Raw genomic sequence first — 18147 nt, 5'->3', positions numbered from 1 at the left:
GCTGGCCCGCAACGTGATCGGCAAGAGTATGCGCGGCCATTCAGATCTTCTCCACCAGGCCGCGTGTGGCCAGATTGCGCATGAAGGCGCCAATGCCCAAGGTCCATTTGGGCGCATCGCGCGATGTCGTGACAGTGTTGCTCAACGCGCCGAGCCGATCGGAACGGATCGTCACCACGTCGCCCACCTTGTGGGTAAAGCCGCCGCCCGGCTCGTCACGGTCCTGCACCGGGGCGAACAGCGTGCCACAGAACAGCACGAAGCCATCGGGATAGCTGTGCTCGCTCATCGTCTGGCGCAGCAGTTCCAGCGGATCGCGGCTGATCTCGGTCATGCGGTTGGTGCCTTCCATGCGGAAGTTGTCGGTGCCTTCGACCACCAGTTCCACTTCGGCGGCGCGCACGTCGTCGATGCCGAAGCCCTCGTCGAACAGGCGGATGAACGGCCCGATTGCACAGGACGCAGTGTTGTCCTTGGCCTTCGACAGCAACAATGCCGACCGCCCCTCGAAATCGCGCAGGTTAACGTCATTGCCCAGCGTCGCGCCGACGACCTCGCCAGTGCCGTCGCACACCAGCACCACTTCGGGCTCGGGATTGTTCCAGCTCGAATCCGACCGCACGCCGATCAGCGCACCGTGGCCCACGGTCGAAAGCACCGGCGATTTCGAGAACACCTCGGCATCCGGCCCGATCGCGACCTCGAGGTATTGCGACCACATGCCTTGCGCAATCAGAGCAGCCTTGAGCGCCATCGCCTCCTCGCTGCCGGGCACGACGGCGCGGATACCGGCACCCACCGTATCCTCCAGGCCTTGGCGGATACTCGCCGCCGCTGCGGCATCGCCCCGCGCGCGTTCCTCGATCACCCTTTCGATAGCGCTAACGGCAAAGGTCACGCCACAGGCCTTCACGCACTGCAAGTCTATCGGCGAAAGCAGGGACCAGCCCTCGGGCAAGCCATCCTCGATCGCGCCCAGATCGCTTCCCCCTGCGAAGGTGCGGCGCGCAATCGCGCCCGAAACGGAGCTCGCCACCGCAGTGATGTCGTTGATCCGGCCATTGCGCAAAACGATCACGTGCGGCCCGTCGACCGCTTCGGCCCGACCGATGAACACGCCCTCCGCGTAGTCGCGTGGCAGGCAAGCCGTGAGGCCCAAACCCATCAAAACATCCCCCGGCTTCCCTTTGTCTGATAGCGCTACCTTAGAGGCATGCCGTCGCAAGATCAAGAGTACCGGGCGGGATTTTCGATTACGCAGATTCCACGGGGTTCGAGCGCGCGCGAACAATTGCAACAGTGACAACGTCATGATACCGCTACCACAAAATGGCCGGAAGGCCTTTGCAAAGAGGATGCGGCAATGACACGCCTGCGCGCAACGATCGCTCTGGTCATGGCCGCCCTGACTGGCCTTGCCACAAGCCCGGCCCGGGCCGACGATGGCTACAATCTCTGGCTCCGCCCGATCATCGGCACATCAACGGAAATGCGGCTCCCGGCAGCAACGGTCGAGGCCCCTCGCCGCTCCCCCACCATTGACCGCGCCGCTGCCGAATTGCGCCGTAGCCTGCCCCGCCTGCCGGCCGCCGTGATGCCTGCTACCGTGATATTGGCTACCAGCAACGCGCCGCAACTCGCCGCGCTTGATCTCGATACGCGGGCGCTCGGCCATGAAGGCTATCTGATTCGCGAAGTCAAGATCGGCAAGCGTGCCGTCATCCTCGTTACCGGCAACAGCGATATCGCTGTGCTCTACGGCGCCTTTGCCCTGCTGCGCCATGTTCGCGCTGGCGGATCGACCGCTGCGATTAATCTCGCCTCCACCCCAGCCATTCCGCTGCGGCTGCTCAACCACTGGGACAACCTCGATGGCTCGGTCGAACGCGGCTATGCCGGGCAATCCTTGTGGGACTGGTGGACCCTGCCTGACTTCAAGGACCCGCGCTATGACGATTACGCCCGCGCCAATGCCTCCATCGGCATCAACGGCACCGTCCTCAACAACGTCAATGCCAAGGCCGAAAGCCTCACCGCACCCTATCTCGCCAAGGCCGCCGCGCTGGCCGACGTGTTCCGCCCGTGGGGCATCCGGGTCTATCTGACAGCGCGCTTTTCCGCCCCGATCGAACTCGGAGGCCTCAAGACCGCCGATCCGCGCGATCCAGCGGTGGCGGCGTGGTGGCAGGCCAAGGCCGACGAGATCTATCGCGCCATCCCGGATTTCGGTGGCTTTCTGGTCAAGGCCAACAGCGAAGGCCAGCCCGGCCCGCGCGACTATGGCGCCAGCCACGCCGATGGCGCCAACATGCTCGCCGCCGCGCTGCAGCGTCACGGCGGTACCGTACTCTGGCGCGCCTTCGTCTATGCCGACACTGACCCCACTGACCGCGCCAAGCAGGCTTACAGCGAATTCCGGCCGCTCGACGGCAAGTTCGCCGAAAACGTGATCGTGCAGGTCAAGAACGGCCCTATCGATTTCCAGCCACGCGAACCGGCCCACCCATTGTTCGGCGCAATGCCGCGCACGCAGCTTGGCGCCGAATTCCAGATCACCAAGGAATACCTGGGCTTCGCCACCCACCTCGCCTACCTCGGCCCCCTGTTCGAGGAAGTGCTCGATACGGAGACCGGCCATGCACCAGATCAGACCGTGGCCACCACGCTCGCGGCGATTGCGGGCGTGGCCAACATCGGACGCGATCGCGATTGGTCGGGCAGTACCTTCAACCAGGCCAACTGGTATGCCTTCGGACGTCTCGCCTGGGACCCGCAACTGCCCTCACAGACAATCGCGCGCGAATGGTCGCGGCAGACTTTCGGCAATGATGCCCTAGTAGACGAAACCGTCACCGCGATGATGCTGCGCTCGCGCGAGGCGGTCGTCGATTACACCGGCCCGTTCGGCCTTGCCCACCTGTTCGGCACCGATCATCACTATGGCCCCGGCCCGTGGATTGCCGATCTCAAGCGGCCCGAATGGAACGCGGTCTACTATCACCGCGCCGATGCAGATGGCATCGGCTTTGACCGCACGGCCTCCGGCAGCAACGCCATTGCGCAATATGCCCCGGCCATCGCCGAGCGCCTCGCCCGGCCCGAAACCACGCCGCCGCAGTTGCTGCTATGGTTCCATCATCTGCCATGGACCTATCCGCTGCCGGGTGGAGAAACCCTGTGGCATGCCATGGTCCGCCGCTATGATCATGGCGTCGCCGAAGTCGATGCCATGCGCCGCCAATGGGCCACGCTGAAGCCGCACATCGATGCAGAGCGCTGGGCCAAGACCGATGCCTATCTCGGCATTCAGGCCCGCGAGGCGCGCTGGTGGCGCGATGCCAGCCTGGCCTACTGGATGTCGATCAACCACTTGCCCCTGCCCGCCGGCTCGCCAGCGCCTGCGCATGACCTTGCGTGGTACAAGCAGCAACGCTTCCCATACGCCCCTGGAGCGCCGCACTAGGCTTAACACCACTGCACCTATCCAAAACACCAAGCGCGTCGAGGTCTGTGGTCCCGCATGATCTGCGCAAAAGATCAGGAGAGGATAAGGTCATGCAGCGCCCTTCGCACGTCCCCGAAGATCGTGTGGTCGATATCGACATCTATCTACCGCCCGGGCTCGAAGCCCAAGGCTTCCACCGGGCGTGGAGCAAACTTAGCGCCATCCATCCATCCGTCGTCTGGACGCCGCGCAACGAAGGGCACTGGATCGCGCTGGGCGGCGAAGCCCTGCAGGAGGTCCAGTCCGATCCGGAGCGCTTCTCCTCGCGCGTGATCGTCCTGCCCAAGTCGGTCGGCGAGATGCACGGCCTCATTCCCACCACGATCGATCCGCCCGAACATCGCCCCTATCGCCAGTTGCTCAACGCGCACCTCAATCCCGGCGCGATCCGCGGCCTGACCGAGAGCATCCGCCAGACCGCCGTCGGCCTGATCGACAGCTTCGCCCACAAGGGCCACTGCAACTTCACCACCGATTATGCCGAGCAGTTCCCGATCCGGGTGTTCATGGCACTGGTCGGCATCGACGCCGCCGAAGCGCCGAAAATCCGCCACTGGGCCGAGTGCATGACCCGCCCCGGCATGGACATGACCTTCGATCAGGCCAAGGCCGTGTTCTTCGATTATGTCGGCCCGCTGGTCGATGCGCGCCGTGGCGGCAAGGGCGAGGACATGATCAGCGCAATGATCAACGCAGACCTCGGAGAAGGCCGCCGCCTGACGCGCGACGAGGCGCTGTCCATCGTCACCCAAGTTCTGATTGCCGGGCTCGATACCGTCGTCAACGTGCTCGGGTTCATCATGCGCGAACTGGCCGAAAACCCGGCCCTGCGCGCCGATCTCAGGCAGCGCGGCGGCGACATCGTGCCAGTGGTCCACGAACTGTTCCGCCGCTTCGGCCTCGTCTCCATTGCCCGCGAAGTGCGCGACGACATTGCCGATTTCCACGGCGTTCCCCTCAAGGCTGGCGACATGATCGCGATCCCGACGCAAGTCCACGGACTTGACCCGCGCGTGAACCCCGATCCTCTGGCCATCGACCCCGCCCGCAAACGCGCCCGCCACTCCACGTTTGGCTCCGGCCCGCACATGTGTCCGGGTCAGGAACTCGCCCGCAAGGAAGTGGCGATCACGCTGGAAGAGTGGCTGAAGCGCATCCCCGAATTCGCTCTTGGCCCGGACAGCGACCTCTCCCCCGTCCCCGGCATCGTCGGCGCCCTGCGCCGAGTCGATCTGGTCTGGACTCCCTGAACCGCATTACCATCGAGCGTTGATCGTCACCCCGGGCCCTGACCCGGGGTCCCGCTTCGCCTTCGCGCCCCCACCAAAACCTAGCGGAACCGCTAGGTTGAGCCGACTCACGCCTCGGTTCATAAAACAGGCAAGCCTGCCGGTTTTAATCCGGACGGCACCGGAGAGCCTGATGCTGGACGCCATCAACCCCACGGCCTGCCTGAGCCGACGAGCGCGGAAGACCTCGCAACCATCCGCTGCCCCGATGGCCCGAGCATGCAGCAGATCGTGGCGAACGACGTCCTCCCGCCGCCCGCCGTGCTGACGATGGAACAGCCAGCCTACCTCGGCAGCGCTCCGGTCAGCGTGAACCGCTATTTCGACCAGTCGATCTTCGAGGCCGAGATCGAGCGCATCTGGAAGCGCACCTGGCAGTGGGTCTGCCGCGAGGATCACATTCCCGAGCCGGGCGACTACTACACCTATGAGGTCGCCCACCTCTCCTGGGTCATCGTCCGGCAGGAGGACATGTCGGTCCGCGCCTTCGTCAATTCCTGCCTCCACCGCTCGACCAAGTTCAAGCGCGGCGAGGGCGTGGGTTCGGGCGACAACCTGCGCTGCCCCTACCACGGCTGGACCTGGAACAACGACGGCACGCTCGCCTCGGTCCCCTGCGCCTGGGACTTCAAGCACGTCGACCCGGCAAGGACCAACCTGCCCGAAGCCCGCGTCGGCCAGTGGGGCGGCTTCGTTTTCATCAATCCTTCGCAGGACGGCCCCAGCCTGGAGGAATTCCTCGCGCCCCTGCCCGACCACTTCAAGGACTGGGACATCGCCAACCGCTACGTCGCGGTGCATGTGGCGAAGGAATTGCCCTGCAACTGGAAGACCGCGCAGGAAGCTTTCCTCGAATCCTACCACGTGCTCGAAACCCACCCCCAGCTGCTCAAGGGCGTGGGCGATGCCAACGTGCAGTACGATTGCCATTCCGACCATGTGACGCGGTTCTATGCCGCCAGCGGCGTCAACTCACCCCACCTCGCCACCCCCCTCAGCGAGGAAGAGCTCCTCGCCACGATGATCCTTGGCGACAAGGATTCCCGTGGCGAGGGCCTTACCGTCGGCCCCGGCGAGACCGCCCGCACCGTCATGGCCCGCCATCTGCGCAAGGTCATGGGCGAGGCCTACAAGTGCGATCTGTCGAACGTCTCGGACAGCGAGATGATCGACACCATCGAATACCATGTCTTCCCGAACATGGTGCTGTTTCCCGGCCTGTCGCTGCCGATGGTCTATCGCTTCCGCCCGATCGGGCTCGATCCCAATCGCACCCTGTTCGAAATCCTGTTCCTGCGCCCCAATCCCGAAAACGGGCCGGCGCCCGATCCGGCCGAGCCCTTCCACGTCGCAGAAGACCAGAGCTACGCCACTGCCCCCGGCTTCGATCCTGCCATGGGCCACGTCTACGATCAGGATACCGACAACCTTCGCGCCCAGCAGGCCGGCTTCCGCGCCAGCGCCACTGGCGTGCAGCAGCTCGGCAACTATCAGGAATCGCGCATCCGCCACTTCCAGATGGTCGTCGACAAGTACCTGGCAGGAGAAGCCTGATGGCCTTTGACATGGCGGCCGAAGTCCGCGATCTCTGCGCTCGCCGCGACATCCACGATGCGCTGTGCCGCTACATGCGCGGGCAGGACCGGCTCGACCCCGAACTCCACCGCAGCGCCTTCCACGATGACGCATGGGTCGATTGCGGCCTGATGCAGGGCAGCGCCGATGAGTTCGTCAGCTTTGCCCAAGGCTTCCTCGCCGATCTTGGCGGCAGCCAGCACATCATCGGCCAGGCCCAGATCGACGTGCGCGGGGATGAGGCCAGCGGCGAAGTCTACTTCTACGCCTGGCACCGCACCACCGAAGACGGCGAACCCAAGGACCTTGTCGTCGCCGGGCGCTATGTCGACGAGTATACCTGCAAGAATGGCGAGTGGCGTATCAGCCGCCGCCGGGAAATAGTGGACTGGGCGCGTACCGACCCGGCAGCCGACGGATTCCTTTCAGGCAATCCGCTGGTCCGGCCGGGACGACGCGGAACGGACTTCAGCCAGACCCGAGACTGGCCGGTCTGAGACAGTATCAGAGGACGCCGAAATGACCGCTCAGGACAAGATTTCCCGCTACTCCCCGGAGTTCGACGTAGCCGTTCGCGGCGACACGATCACCGCCGACCGCTACATCACGCGCGAGTGGATGGAGCTGGAGAACAAGCACCTCTGGCCCAAGGTCTGGCACCTTGGCGGCGTGCTGGCCGATCTTGAGGAAGAGGGCGATTTCATCCGCCACAACTTCGGCAAGGAATCGGTCGTCATGGTCCGCCAAGCCGACGGCTCGGTGAAGGCGTTTTACAACACCTGCCCCCATCGCGGTAACCGCCTTGTCCTTGGCGATGTCGGCTCGGCCCCGCGCCTGACCTGCGGCTATCACGGCTGGCAGTTCGATCCCGATGGCACGCTGGTCCACGTGCAGGACCCGGATGATTTCGCCGGCGGCAACCCCTGCGGCAAGGTCACGCTTTCGGAACTGCGCTGCGACACGTGGGGCCCGTTCGTGTTCTGGTGCATGGACGACGATGTCGCCCCGCTGCACGAATGGCTCTGGCCCTATACCGAGCGCCTTGCCGGCTACAAGCTCGACAACTGGGTGCGCGTGCTCAATGTCTCGGCGGACTGCGACTTCAACTGGAAGATCATCCGCGACAACTTCAACGAGAGCTACCACCTCCCGACGATCCACCCCGAACTCGCCACCTTCATCAACGATGGCCTGCCGACCACCGTGTTCGAGATGTACGAGAACGGCCACAACGCGATGTGGATGATCGGCCACCAGGCCACGAGCCGCAAGGACTACGTCAGCGGCGACGTGCCGCCGGGGCTCTACGAGGCGGCCGAGGCCTGGGGGATCGATCCCAAGGAATACCGCGGCCGCACCGCCGACATCCGCGAGGCGGTGATCAAGGCCAAGCGCGAGCGCGGGGCGGATGCGGGCTACGACTACTCCTCGATGACCGACCAGCAGCTGGTGGACTATTTCCACTGCACGCTGTTCCCCAACCTGACGATCACCATGTCGCCCGAACAGTGCCAGATCCTGCGCACCGAACCGCACCCGACCGACCCCGAAAAGTGCGTGTTCCAGCACTGGTGCCTCTATCCGCCGAACGCGAAGATGCCCGAAGTGCTGACTCCTGTCGGCATGGCCCCGCTGCGCCATGATGCCATCGCCCGCCATTCGACTTACGGCGATGGCGTGTCGGTCGGCTACGTCGCCGATCAGGACCTGTCGATCGGCACGACCCAGCAGCAGGGTCTCAACTCACGCGGCTTCAAGGGCTGCCTGCTTCCGGGCCAGGAAAAGCGCGTGCAGCGGTTCCATGAAAAGCTGAACGACATGGTGCTGGGGCATCCGACGGCAGCGCGGGAATAAGGGCAGCAAGCCCCCCCAACCCCTCCCGCTTGCGGGAGGGGAGAAGAAAAAACTGACGCGACTTGCCCTCCCGCAAACGGGAGGGCCGCGAGACTTGCTGAACGCAGTGAAGCTGGTCGCAGCGGGGTGTGCACGTGCGCCCGCGTGACAGGAGAGGGACAAGAAATGACCAACACCACCATCACCCCGGCCAGGTCGGCCCACACGTCATGCAGGCCGCCTTCATCGTCGAGGACGTCGAGGCCGCCGCCAGGGCGTGGATCGCCGCCACCGGCATCGGCCCGTTCTACATGGTCCCGCACATCGAGCTGGCCGAGGCGACATATCGTGGCGCACCATCGGACGGCATCGACTTCTCCGTCGCGCTCGCCCAATCGGGCGGCGTGCAGATCGAGCTGATCCAGCAGCACTGCGACCGCCCGAGCGCCTACCGGGATACCATCGTCAAGGGGCAGACCGGCTTCCACCACTTCTGCATCTACACCGCAAACTACGACGCCTGCCGCCAGCGCTACGTCGACCAGGGCTTCGCCGTGGCCATCGACGGCAAGTTCGGCGCGATGCGCTTCTGCTACGTCGACACTTCGTCGGCATTGGGCTGCATGATCGAGATCGTCGAGGAGGACGAGAACCAGACCTCTGCCTTCACGAAAATCGCCGAGGGCGCAGCTGGCTGGGACGGCGTGACCGACCCGATCCGGCCCCTGTTCGATTAAATGTTCATGTAATGTTCTTTTGATGTTTCCCCGGGGAAACATTCCAACAAAATCCATAAGTATCTGAGAGGAAATGATAATGCAGTGCCCTATCGAGGATCGCCTGGCAATTCAGGACCTGATGATCGCCTATGCCCACGCGGTGGATACGATCGGCAACATCGATGGAATCCTCGATGTCTTCACCGAGGATGCGGTGTTTGACCTTTCGGGCATTGGCCTCACTCCGCAACTCGGCCACGATGGCATCCGCGCCTTCTTCACCAACGTCTTCGCCAACATGGCGCATCACGCCCACTACCTGACCAACTTCGCGGTCACTGCCTACGCAGGCGATACCGCCTCGATGCGCGCCTATGTGATCGGCATGGGACAGGGCAAGGACGGCAGCAGCGTCACCGTCAACGGCCGCTACTACTTCGACGTGCGCCGCACCGAGGCGGGCTGGAAGGCCACGCGCTACACCATGGATTTCCTGATGCCGCTGTCGGGCACGCTGGACAACGCGAAGTAAGTTTAAACCGCTGCCCACCCCGCCCCCTCCCGCCTGCGGGAGGGGGGGTAAGTGCCCTTCCGCAGGCGGGAGGGCCGGGAGACTTGGGTCTGCGCAGCAGGCCCTAGTCGGACGGGGTGGGCAACGGCGCTACGCTAAAAAGAACAAGAGACGACATTGCCAACCCCCCATCCGGCGCTCGGGGAGAACGCCGGTTACAGGAGCGCTCCATCATGGCCACCTATATCCAGGTCCCCGAAGTCGATGCCCCCTACCCCACCCACGAAAGCGCGCAGTTCCCCGAACCACGTGGCGATGCGATCACCGGTGACCGTTACTGGTCGAAGGACTTCGCCGCGCTCGAATGGGAGCACATGTGGAAGCGCGTGTGGCATGTCGGCGGTCGGGAGAGCCAGCTTGAAGAGGCAGGCGATTTCATCACCCACAACTTCATGCGCCAATCGGTCATCATGGTGCGCCAGAAGGACGGCGGCATCCGCGCCTTCCACAACGTCTGCCGCCACCGCGGCAACCGCCTCGTCACCGTGGAAGAGGGCGGCGTCGGCGAACACTTCACCTGCCCCTACCACGGCTGGAAGTGGAACATCGACGGCGCGCTGGACTGGGTGCAGGACGAGGAGGATTTCCCGCAAGGTTCCCCTTGCGCCAAGCTGCGCATGAAGGAGGTCCCCTGCGAGACCTGGGGCGGCTTCATCTTCTACAGCTTCGATCCCAATGCCGTACCGCTGATGGAATACCTCGATCCCATCCCGACGCTGCTCGGCAACCGCGACCTTGCCAGCTGGAAGCGCGTGGTGTGGCGCACGCTGCGGGTCAACACCAACTGGAAGTTCGCCTCGGACAACTTCAACGAGGCCTATCACATCCCGGCGGTGCACCCGCAGTTCGAAGGCATGATCGACGATCACTACTCGACCACCGTGTTCGAGATGTACCCGACCGGCCACAACCGCATGATCGAGAAGCTGCAGCCTTCGAGCCGTTATCAGGACGCGCAACAGATGAAGCCGCTGTGGGCGCAGGTCCTGAAGGAATGGGACCTCGATCCCGCCGCGTTCGAGGGCCGCGCGCAGGAGGGCCGCCTTGCGCTGCAGCAGGCGCGGCGCAAGCTCGGGCCGGCGCGGGGCTATACCCATTTCGAGAAGCTCGCCGATGACGAGATGACCGACCAGTTCCACCACACCTGCTTCCCCAACCTGACGCTGACCGGCACGCCCGAAGGGCTCCACGTATTCCGCACCGAACCCGACATGGAAGACCCCAACTGGTCGACCTTCGACTACTGGTATCTCGCCCCGGAAGTGGCAGGCGGCGCCGATGTGCCGACGCTTTACGGCAACCGCCCGTGGAAGGAAGCCGAACACCAGAGCGGCGATTTCTCCGCCTACAGCGCCGAAATCCCGCAGGGCGACTTCCTCATCCAGGATCTCGACGTGGCGGTGACCCAGCAGCAGGGCCTGCACTCGCTCGGCCACGACGATGCCTACCTGGCGAGGCAGGAGAACCGGGTGCGCAGGTTCCATGAGGTGATCAACGACTACATCGCCGGGCGGCGGTGAACTCGGCGCTGAGAAAGCCCACCCCCGACCCCTCCCGCTTGCGGGAGGGGGGAAAAAGTAACGAATGAGCCCTCCCGCAGGCGGGAGGGCCGGGAGACTTGGCCTTGCGCCGCAAGGCTTAGTCGGACGGGGTGGGCACCAAGCGCCTGCCCAATAAACGAATGAGACGGGAGAAACGTGACATGACCCAGCCCACCAAGGGTATCGACCGCCGCCAGATGCTGGCAGGCGCAGGCCTGACCGCAGCGGTCGCCGCAACCGGCGGCATTGCCACAGCGGCACAGGCGGCAGACGCGCCCGTTGCGGGCTGGGACCATGAATGCGACGTCCTGTGCGTCGGCAGCGGCGCGGCGGCGGGCACGGCTGCCGTCACCGCGCTGGCGGCGGGCGCGAAGGTCATGATGGTCGAAAAGATGCCTATCCTTGGCGGCACCACCGCCAAGTCGGGTGGCGTGACGTGGATCTTCAACCACTTCATCTTCCGCGAACAGGGCATCGAGGACCCCAAGGCCGACGCGCTGCGCTACACCGTGCGCTACGGCTATCCGCGCCAATACAATCCCAGCAGCCCGACGCTGGGGCTTGATGAGAATCGCTATCGCGTGGTCGAGGCGTTCTACGATCATGGCTCGGCCGCAGTTGATCACCTGCGGGAACTGGGCGCGGTGCAGTTCAAGCAGTTCCGCTTGTTCCAGGTGGACAAGCCCGCCCCCGACTATGCCGACCACCTGCCCGAGAACAAGGTGCCGACCGGCCGCGCGCTGGAGCCGGCGGTGGGTTCCGGCTCGACCCAGGGCGGCGGCAGCCTCGCCTCGCAGATGCATGCCTGGCTCAAGGCCAAGGGCGTGCCGATCCTGACCCGCACCCGCGTCACCCGTGTGGTCAAGGACGCATCGGGCCGGGTCATTGGCGCGGAAGCCACGCAGGGCGACAAGATGATCCGCATCCGGGCAAACAAGGGCGTGGTCTTCGGCACCGGCGGTTACAGCCACAACGTGCAGCTGTGCGACGTGCACCAGCCCGCCGTCTACGGTTCATGCTCGCTGCCGGGATCGACCGGCGATTTCATCCCGATCGCGCAGGAAGCGGGCGCGATGATGGGCAACTTGGGGCTCGGCTGGCGCAGCCAGGTCGTGCTGGGCGAGGCGCTGAAGACGCGCGGCATCGGCCTTGGCGCCTTCGTACTGCCGGGGGATTCGATGATCCTCGTCAACAAGTACGGCAAGCGCGTGGTCAACGAGAAGCGCGACTACAACGACCGCACGCAGGCGCACTTCTGGTACGACCCGGCGCACGAGGAATACCCCAACCACCTGATGTTCATGCTGTTCGACCAGCGCAGCATCGATGCGTTCGGCGGCGCCTTCCCCTTCCCGGTCAACAAGGCCGAGCAGCCGCATCTGGTCGAAGGCCAGACTTGGGACGAGGTCTTTGCGGGTATCGACGCACAGCTCAAAGGGTGGCAGGATCGCACCGGTGGCGTGCGCCTTGCGCCGGAATTTGCTGCAAATGCAAAGCAGTCGATCACGAACTTCAATGCTTATGCCAAGAAGGGCGTCGATCCCGAATTCGGGCGGGGCAAATACCTTTACGACCGCGAATGGCACCTGCTGTTCTCGGCGCGGCGCCAAGGCACGACGCAACCTGAAAACCCGTTCCCGAACAACACGATGCATCCCTTTTCTGCGAAGGGACCTTATTATGCCATCGTGCTCGCACCCGGTACGCTGGACACGGCAGGCGGGCCGCAGATCAATGCCAACTCGCAGGTTCTGGCGGCGAACGGACAGCCGATCCCCGGCCTCTATGCTGCCGGCAACTGCATCGCCGCGCCGACCGGCCAGGCATATCTCGGCGCAGGCGGCACGATCGGGCCTGCGGTGACTTTCGGCTTCATCGCCGGTCGCCACGCGGTGAGCGCATGAAGCGGCTTGCCCTGGGCGCTGGCCTGCTCGCTCTCGCTATCTCGGCACGCGCTGAAGAACCTGCAGCAACTGTCTCGTATCAAACGGATATTGTTCCGATCCTCGAGCAGAATTGTGCGACGTGCCACCTGACCGGGGAAGAGGCGGGAGCCATGTCGCTGGTCGGCGATGCAGCGATCGGCTTTCTGGTCAGCAAGCCTTCGGAAGGTGCGCCTGCGATCATGCGGGTGGAACCGGGCGCGCCGGACAAGTCCTATCTGGTGATGAAGCTGGAAGGCACGCATATTGACCATGGCGGTTCAGGGGCTCGGATGCCGTTCGGCGGCTTCCCGCTCGACGACGGTGACATGGCAAAGATTCGCGCGTGGATCGCGCAGGGAGCAAGATCGTGAACGCAAATCTCGTATCGCTTGAAGGCAAGGTCGCCGTGGTTACCGGCGCGGGTGTGGGCATGGGCGCGGCAACCGCGCGCCTGCTGGCCGCGCGCGGCGCCAAGGTCATCGTATCGGACATCAACGCTGACACCGCCGCCGCCACTGTCGCGGCAATCCGCGCCGAGGGCGGCACGGCTCACGCCGTCCGCACGGACGTTGCCGACGAAGCGCAGGTCGAAGCGCTGATTGCCGAGACCGTTTCCACCTTCGGCCGCCTTGATTGCGCGGTGAACAACGCCGCGATCACGCCCGATGTCCTGCCGATCCATGAGGCTGACATGGCCGTGTTCGACAAGGTCCTCAATGTCGATCTGCGCTCGGTCATGTTGTGCATGAAATATGAGATCCGTCAGTTGCTTGCGCAGGGTTCCTCAGGATCGATCGTCAATATCGGTTCGGTCAGCTCGTTCCGTCCGCAGCCGAACAATGCCGCCTATGTCGCAGCCAAGCACGGCGTGATCGGCCTGACCAAGACCGGCAGCCTGGAGTATGCCGGCAAGGGCATCCGCGTGAACGCCGTCCTGCCGGGTGCGATCGACACGCCGATGCTGCGCGGTGCGCTGGAGACGACCGGCTTCACCGAAGAAGACTTCGCCCCGGCGCTCAGCCTGTTCGGGCGCTTCGGCAAGCCGGAGGAAGTGGCCGAGGCAAGTGCCTGGCTGTGCTCCGACGCGGCCAGCTATGTCACCGGGCACAGCCTTGCCGTGGAAGGCGGATACCTTACGCGCTAGAGTCCTGCCCTAGGCGCTTTCGCGGGCGACGAGGCGGAAGCCGACATCGACCCAGCGCTCGGCCGGAGGCTGGTTCGGGCGGTGCTTGCGGATGGCGGCGATGGCCTCGCGCGCGATCCGGGCACCGTCCACCTCTACCGAGGTGATCGTGGGACGCATCTCGCCGGCGATCGAACTGTTGCCGAAGCCGACCACAGCAAGGTCTTCGGGCACGCGCAGCCCGGCGGCAAGCGCTTCGACGATCACCCCTTGCGCAAGGTAGTCCGACCCGCAGACCACAACGTCGGGCATGTCTGGCAAGCGACGGATCTCGGCAAAGATGCGGCGCGCGTGTCCGAAGCTGGACGGCACCTGGACGGCAGATTCACTGGGCGGTTCGTGCCCGGTAGCCTGCCATTCCTCCACAAAACCGGCGCGCCGCATATTGGCGCGCGCGCCTTCGGCGGTGACGACGTGGGGGCGACGATAGCCGCGCGACATGAGGAAGCGCGCGATGTCACGCCCCGCGGCGTGGTGCGAGAAGCCGACCGCCATGCCGATCGGGTCCTCGGGCAAGTCCCAGACCTGAATGAACAGGGCCGGGCTGCGCCGCACCATGGCATCGACCTGGGGCGTGACCGGCCCGGTGAAGATGATCGCATCGACCCGGCGGCTGAGCGCCGCGCGGATCAGGTCCTCGGTGCGCTTCTCAGAGACGCCGGTCAGGCCGAGCATGACCGTTGTCCCGGCTGCCGACAGTTCCTCGACCATGGCCTGGATCGTATCGTTGAAGATCGAGTCGGTGAGATACGGAATCAGCACCGCGACCATCTTCGATCGGCTGGATGCCAGGCCGCCTGCCAGCAGATTGGGGATGTAACCGGTTGCAGCGATCGCAGCGCTGATGCGCTCCGCCGTCCCCTTGGCCACGACCTCGGGATTGTTGACGAAGCGGCTGACGGTGGCGGTAGACACCCCGGCCATCAGCGCCACATCATCAAGGGTCGGCGTCTTGTCGATCGGTCCACTCATCCCGCCGACGCTAGCGCTTTCCAGACCTATGATGCAATCGCCCTCTTCTGGCGCTCTCTTCTGGCGCCCTCTTTGGCCGGTTCAGGCGAAATGCAGCGGCACCGAGAGCGCGCCGATCTCTGGCCAGCGGCTGACCGTGACCGGCCCGGCAAGTTCGAACTCGCTGGTTGCAGCGAGGATTTCCTCGAGCGCCACGCGCAACTGCATGCGGCCGAGATGGATGCCCGGACAGTTGTGCGGCCCGCGACCGAAGGCGAGGTGCTGCGCGATATTGGGCCGATCCAGAATGAACTCGTCGGGCCTCGGGAACACGGCTTCATCGCGATTGGCCGAGGCATAGATCAGCGCGATCGCCTCGCCCGGCTCGACCGTGCGGCCGCCCAAGTCAACCGGGCAGACAGCGGTTCGTGCAAAGCCGCGATAAGGCGTGTAAAGGCGGAGAAACTCTTCGATGGCCGCAGGCACAAGCGCAGGGTCTGCGCGAAGCTGGTGCTGCAGCGCCTTGTCACGCGAGAGGTGGACGCAAATATTGCCGATCATGACCATCGGCGCGACCATGCCGACGACCAGCACCTGCCGCACCGTGCCGACGAGCAGGTCATCAGGCAGCGGCTGCCCCTCGTGCCGCGCCTCCAGCAAGGCGCTGGTAGGATCGAAGGCCGGGTCCTGCGGGTGTTCGTGGCGCAACGCGATCAGGGCACGTGCCATGTCGTAGAGGCGGAGCGAGGTCTCCTTCATGACCTCGGGCTTGTTGGAATGCACCGCAAGGATGAAGGCGCGGCCATTGTCGTGGAGCGTATCGAGCCAGTCCTCGGGAATGCGCATCCATTCGCCGAAGACGTGGACCGGAAGATGGCTGGACAGCTCGACGCAGATGTCCCCTCCGCCCCGGGCCACCATCGGCGCCAGCAAGGCACGGGTCAGTTCGCGCGCACGCGGGGCAAAGGTCTCGGCCCGATCGAGCGAGAGCAGCGGATTGAGCGCCTTGCGATAAGGGGTATGTTCCGGCGGATCGAGATGCAGCGGCGGCCGGCGACCGGTATAAGCGACCTTGGGAATGACGTTCTGGACCGAAGTGATGAACGTGGCCGAATCCGATGCCACGCGCTTTACGTCTTCATACCGCGTCACCGCCCAGAAGCTGCCGAGGCCTTCTGTCCAGGCAACGGGGCACTGCTGGCGCAGGCGCGCATATTCGGCATGGGGGCTGTCAAAGTCTTCCGGAAGTTCCGGATCGAAGTCCTGCAGGCGATCGCTCATGATCGGTTGCATAAGCACGCATTACGGCGCATGCAAGCGCTATCATGGAGTTTTCGGGACGTATGAACCAAGAGGCGCATCGGCGGTGAAAAGGTGAAGGTGCAAAGAGGCTATCGCGCTACGATCATGATCCTGGCAGCCATCGCCGCAACCGGATCGGTGGCCATCCACATGCTGGTGCCCGCACTTCCGCTGATCGCGGCAGACCTGGCCATCGGCGAGGCCAAGGCGCAGCAGGTGGTGAGTGTCTATCTTGCAGGCCTTGGCTCCGGACAATTGGTGGCAGGGCCACTGATTGACCGTGTGGGGCGCAGGCCGGTGATGATCGCGGGACTGGTGCTGTTCATGGCAGGCGCATTGGCGGGCGCGCTGGCGACATCGACCGGACTGCTGCTCGCGGCGCGGGCGGTTCAGGCGGTGGGCGGTGCCTGCGGCGTGGTGACGGCGCGGGTCATGGTGGGGGATCTGTTCGGCAAGGAGCGGGCCAAGGGCGCACAGGCCACACTGATGACCATCGTGCTGATTTCGCCCGCAATTGCGCCAGTGATCGGCGGGAGCGTGGCCGATCTTGCCGGATGGCGCGCGATCTTCGCGCTGCTCGTCCTGGCGGGAGCGGCAACGCTGCTGGCAGCATCGCTGCGGCTGCCCGAAACGGCAGCTATAGCAGCATCGAACCAGCGCACCGGCCTGTTCGCATCCTACGCACGACTGGCGCGCAATCACCAATTTCTGCTGACGGCAGCAACGCTGGGGGCGGCCAGCAGCGGACTTTACATGTTCCTTGGCGCCGCCCCGTTCCTGTTGGTGCACCGCTTTGGGCTTTCGTCAGGCGAGGCGGGGCTGGCCCTGTTGTGGGTGGCGGCGGCGAGCATCGCGGGCACGCGCCTGGTGGTTCCGATCGAACGGCATTTCAGCGCATTGATCGTCGGCACGGCAAGCTCTGCCCTGGGCGCGAGCACGGCACTGGTCTTGGCGCTCGGCGGGGTGGAAGGCGTGATGCCGCTGATTGCGCCGATCTTGTTACTGGGCCTTGGTGCTGGCCTTGCGGGTCCGGTGGCATTCAACGCCATCGGCTTTGCCGAGCCGGGCCTTGCCGCCACTGCCACGAGCCTTGCCGGGGCGCTGCAGATGTTGGCGAGCGGCTCGGCGATGAGCGTGCTGGGGCTGTTTGCGCCGATTGACCCGCTGCGCTTGGCCGTGGCGCTGGTGATCACGACATCGACGGCACTGTTCTGCGCACTGGCGCGTTCACGGCTGGCGTCGGCGAGTGGCTAGGCAGCGCTGATATCGGCCACGGCCGCGTCCAGCACGCGCGCCGCGTCGTCTCCGGCCAGAAACACTTGCAAGCCGCGCTGCCCGCCGTTGATGAAGATCGCGTCCCATAGAAGCGCGGTCTCGTCGATCACGACGGGCACGCGCTTCATCTGGCCGAACGGACTGATCCCGCCGACCTTGTAGCCGGTGAGGCGCTCGGCATCGCCGGGGCGCATCATCGTGGCGGACTTTGCCCCCAATGCTGCCGCGACGCGCTTCATCGAGACTTCGCCATCGCTTGGCGCGATGGCGCAGGCAGGCTTGCCATCGATCAGTATCATCAGCGACTTGAACACCTGCGCCGGTTCCACGCCCAGCGCGGACGCGGCGGCCTGTCCGATGCTCTCGGCATCGGGATCATAATCATAGCTGCGCAGTTCGAACCGGATACCGGCCTGTTCGAGCGCTTTCGTTGCCCGGGTTGCCTGTGCCATAGCGGTCCTTTGGCAGGGCCGCTGAT

Annotated in this window: 16 protein-coding genes; 12 read left to right on the top strand and 4 right to left on the bottom strand. The window is 64.8% G+C overall.

What is annotated here, in order from left to right:
• Positions 1 to 40: 40 nt before the first annotated feature.
• Positions 41 to 1165 (bottom strand): fumarylacetoacetate hydrolase family protein, encoded by a 1125-nt coding sequence (locus tag C7W88_RS19815; RefSeq protein WP_118075243.1) that lies wholly within the window; start codon positions 1163 to 1165, stop codon positions 41 to 43.
• Between the two features lie 198 nt (positions 1166 to 1363).
• Between C7W88_RS19815 and C7W88_RS19810 the strand changes: the two genes are divergently transcribed.
• The 11 genes from C7W88_RS19810 to C7W88_RS19760 all read left to right on the top strand — a co-directional run bounded on the left by C7W88_RS19810 (position 1364) and on the right by C7W88_RS19760 (position 14102).
• Positions 1364 to 3463, top strand: coding sequence for an alpha-glucuronidase family glycosyl hydrolase (locus C7W88_RS19810; RefSeq protein ID WP_240344969.1), 2100 nt, complete (start codon positions 1364 to 1366; stop codon positions 3461 to 3463).
• A gap of 92 nt (positions 3464 to 3555) precedes the next feature.
• A complete protein-coding gene (locus C7W88_RS19805; RefSeq protein ID WP_118075242.1) occupies positions 3556 to 4755 on the top strand; it encodes a cytochrome P450 in 1200 nt (399 codons plus the stop codon).
• 258 nt (positions 4756 to 5013) lie between these two features.
• On the top strand, positions 5014 to 6348 hold the full coding sequence (locus C7W88_RS19800) for an SRPBCC family protein (RefSeq protein ID WP_118075241.1): 1335 nt from the start codon (positions 5014 to 5016) through the stop codon (positions 6346 to 6348).
• On the top strand, positions 6348 to 6866 hold the full coding sequence (locus tag C7W88_RS19795) for a nuclear transport factor 2 family protein (RefSeq protein ID WP_118075240.1): 519 nt from the start codon (positions 6348 to 6350) through the stop codon (positions 6864 to 6866). Before C7W88_RS19800 ends, C7W88_RS19795 begins: the two co-directional genes overlap by 1 nt.
• A 22-nt stretch (positions 6867 to 6888) precedes the next feature.
• Complete coding sequence (locus C7W88_RS19790) at positions 6889 to 8223, top strand: SRPBCC family protein (RefSeq protein ID WP_118075239.1); 1335 nt, start codon at positions 6889 to 6891, stop codon at positions 8221 to 8223.
• A 209-nt stretch (positions 8224 to 8432) separates the two neighbouring features.
• On the top strand, positions 8433 to 8939 hold the full coding sequence (locus tag C7W88_RS19785) for a VOC family protein (RefSeq protein ID WP_118075238.1): 507 nt from the start codon (positions 8433 to 8435) through the stop codon (positions 8937 to 8939).
• A 79-nt stretch (positions 8940 to 9018) separates the two neighbouring features.
• Complete coding sequence (locus tag C7W88_RS19780) at positions 9019 to 9453, top strand: nuclear transport factor 2 family protein (RefSeq protein ID WP_118075926.1); 435 nt, start codon at positions 9019 to 9021, stop codon at positions 9451 to 9453.
• 212 nt (positions 9454 to 9665) lie between these two features.
• Positions 9666 to 11012: an SRPBCC family protein gene (locus C7W88_RS19775; protein ID WP_118075237.1), complete on the top strand. Its 1347-nt coding sequence runs from the start codon at positions 9666 to 9668 to the stop codon at positions 11010 to 11012.
• A gap of 182 nt (positions 11013 to 11194) precedes the next feature.
• The gene (locus tag C7W88_RS19770) at positions 11195 to 12937 is read left to right on the top strand and encodes an FAD-dependent oxidoreductase (protein ID WP_118075236.1); all 1743 of its coding nucleotides are present in this window, start codon (positions 11195 to 11197) and stop codon (positions 12935 to 12937) included.
• Positions 12934 to 13329 carry a hypothetical protein gene (locus tag C7W88_RS19765; protein ID WP_118075235.1) on the top strand — a complete coding sequence of 132 codons (396 nt, stop codon included), beginning with the start codon at positions 12934 to 12936 and terminating at the stop codon, positions 13327 to 13329. The genes C7W88_RS19770 and C7W88_RS19765 overlap by 4 nt, the downstream gene beginning before the upstream one ends.
• Positions 13326 to 14102 (top strand): SDR family NAD(P)-dependent oxidoreductase, encoded by a 777-nt coding sequence (locus C7W88_RS19760; RefSeq protein WP_118075924.1) that lies wholly within the window; start codon positions 13326 to 13328, stop codon positions 14100 to 14102. The genes C7W88_RS19765 and C7W88_RS19760 overlap by 4 nt, the downstream gene beginning before the upstream one ends.
• Before the next feature lie 9 nt (positions 14103 to 14111).
• On the opposite strand, the gene C7W88_RS19755 is transcribed toward C7W88_RS19760, so the two are convergent.
• Positions 14112 to 15113, bottom strand: coding sequence for a LacI family DNA-binding transcriptional regulator (locus C7W88_RS19755; protein WP_118075234.1), 1002 nt, complete (start codon positions 15111 to 15113; stop codon positions 14112 to 14114).
• Between the two features lie 81 nt (positions 15114 to 15194).
• Positions 15195 to 16373: a cytochrome P450 gene (locus tag C7W88_RS19750; protein ID WP_118075922.1), complete on the bottom strand. Its 1179-nt coding sequence runs from the start codon at positions 16371 to 16373 to the stop codon at positions 15195 to 15197.
• A 93-nt stretch (positions 16374 to 16466) separates the two neighbouring features.
• On the opposite strand from C7W88_RS19750, the gene C7W88_RS19745 reads away from it, so the two are divergent.
• Positions 16467 to 17648: an MFS transporter gene (locus tag C7W88_RS19745; protein WP_240344968.1), complete on the top strand. Its 1182-nt coding sequence runs from the start codon at positions 16467 to 16469 to the stop codon at positions 17646 to 17648.
• Here the strand turns inward: C7W88_RS19745 and ybaK are convergent.
• Positions 17645 to 18121: a Cys-tRNA(Pro) deacylase gene (gene ybaK / locus C7W88_RS19740; RefSeq protein ID WP_118075232.1), complete on the bottom strand. Its 477-nt coding sequence runs from the start codon at positions 18119 to 18121 to the stop codon at positions 17645 to 17647. The genes C7W88_RS19745 and ybaK overlap by 4 nt on opposite strands.
• Positions 18122 to 18147: the final 26 nt, after the last annotated feature.

The sequence above is a fragment of the Novosphingobium sp. THN1 genome (assembly GCF_003454795.1).
Taxonomy (GTDB): domain Bacteria; phylum Pseudomonadota; class Alphaproteobacteria; order Sphingomonadales; family Sphingomonadaceae; genus Novosphingobium.
Note: the sequence above shows the minus strand (reverse complement) of the source record. Positions and strands in the feature narration are given on the sequence as shown.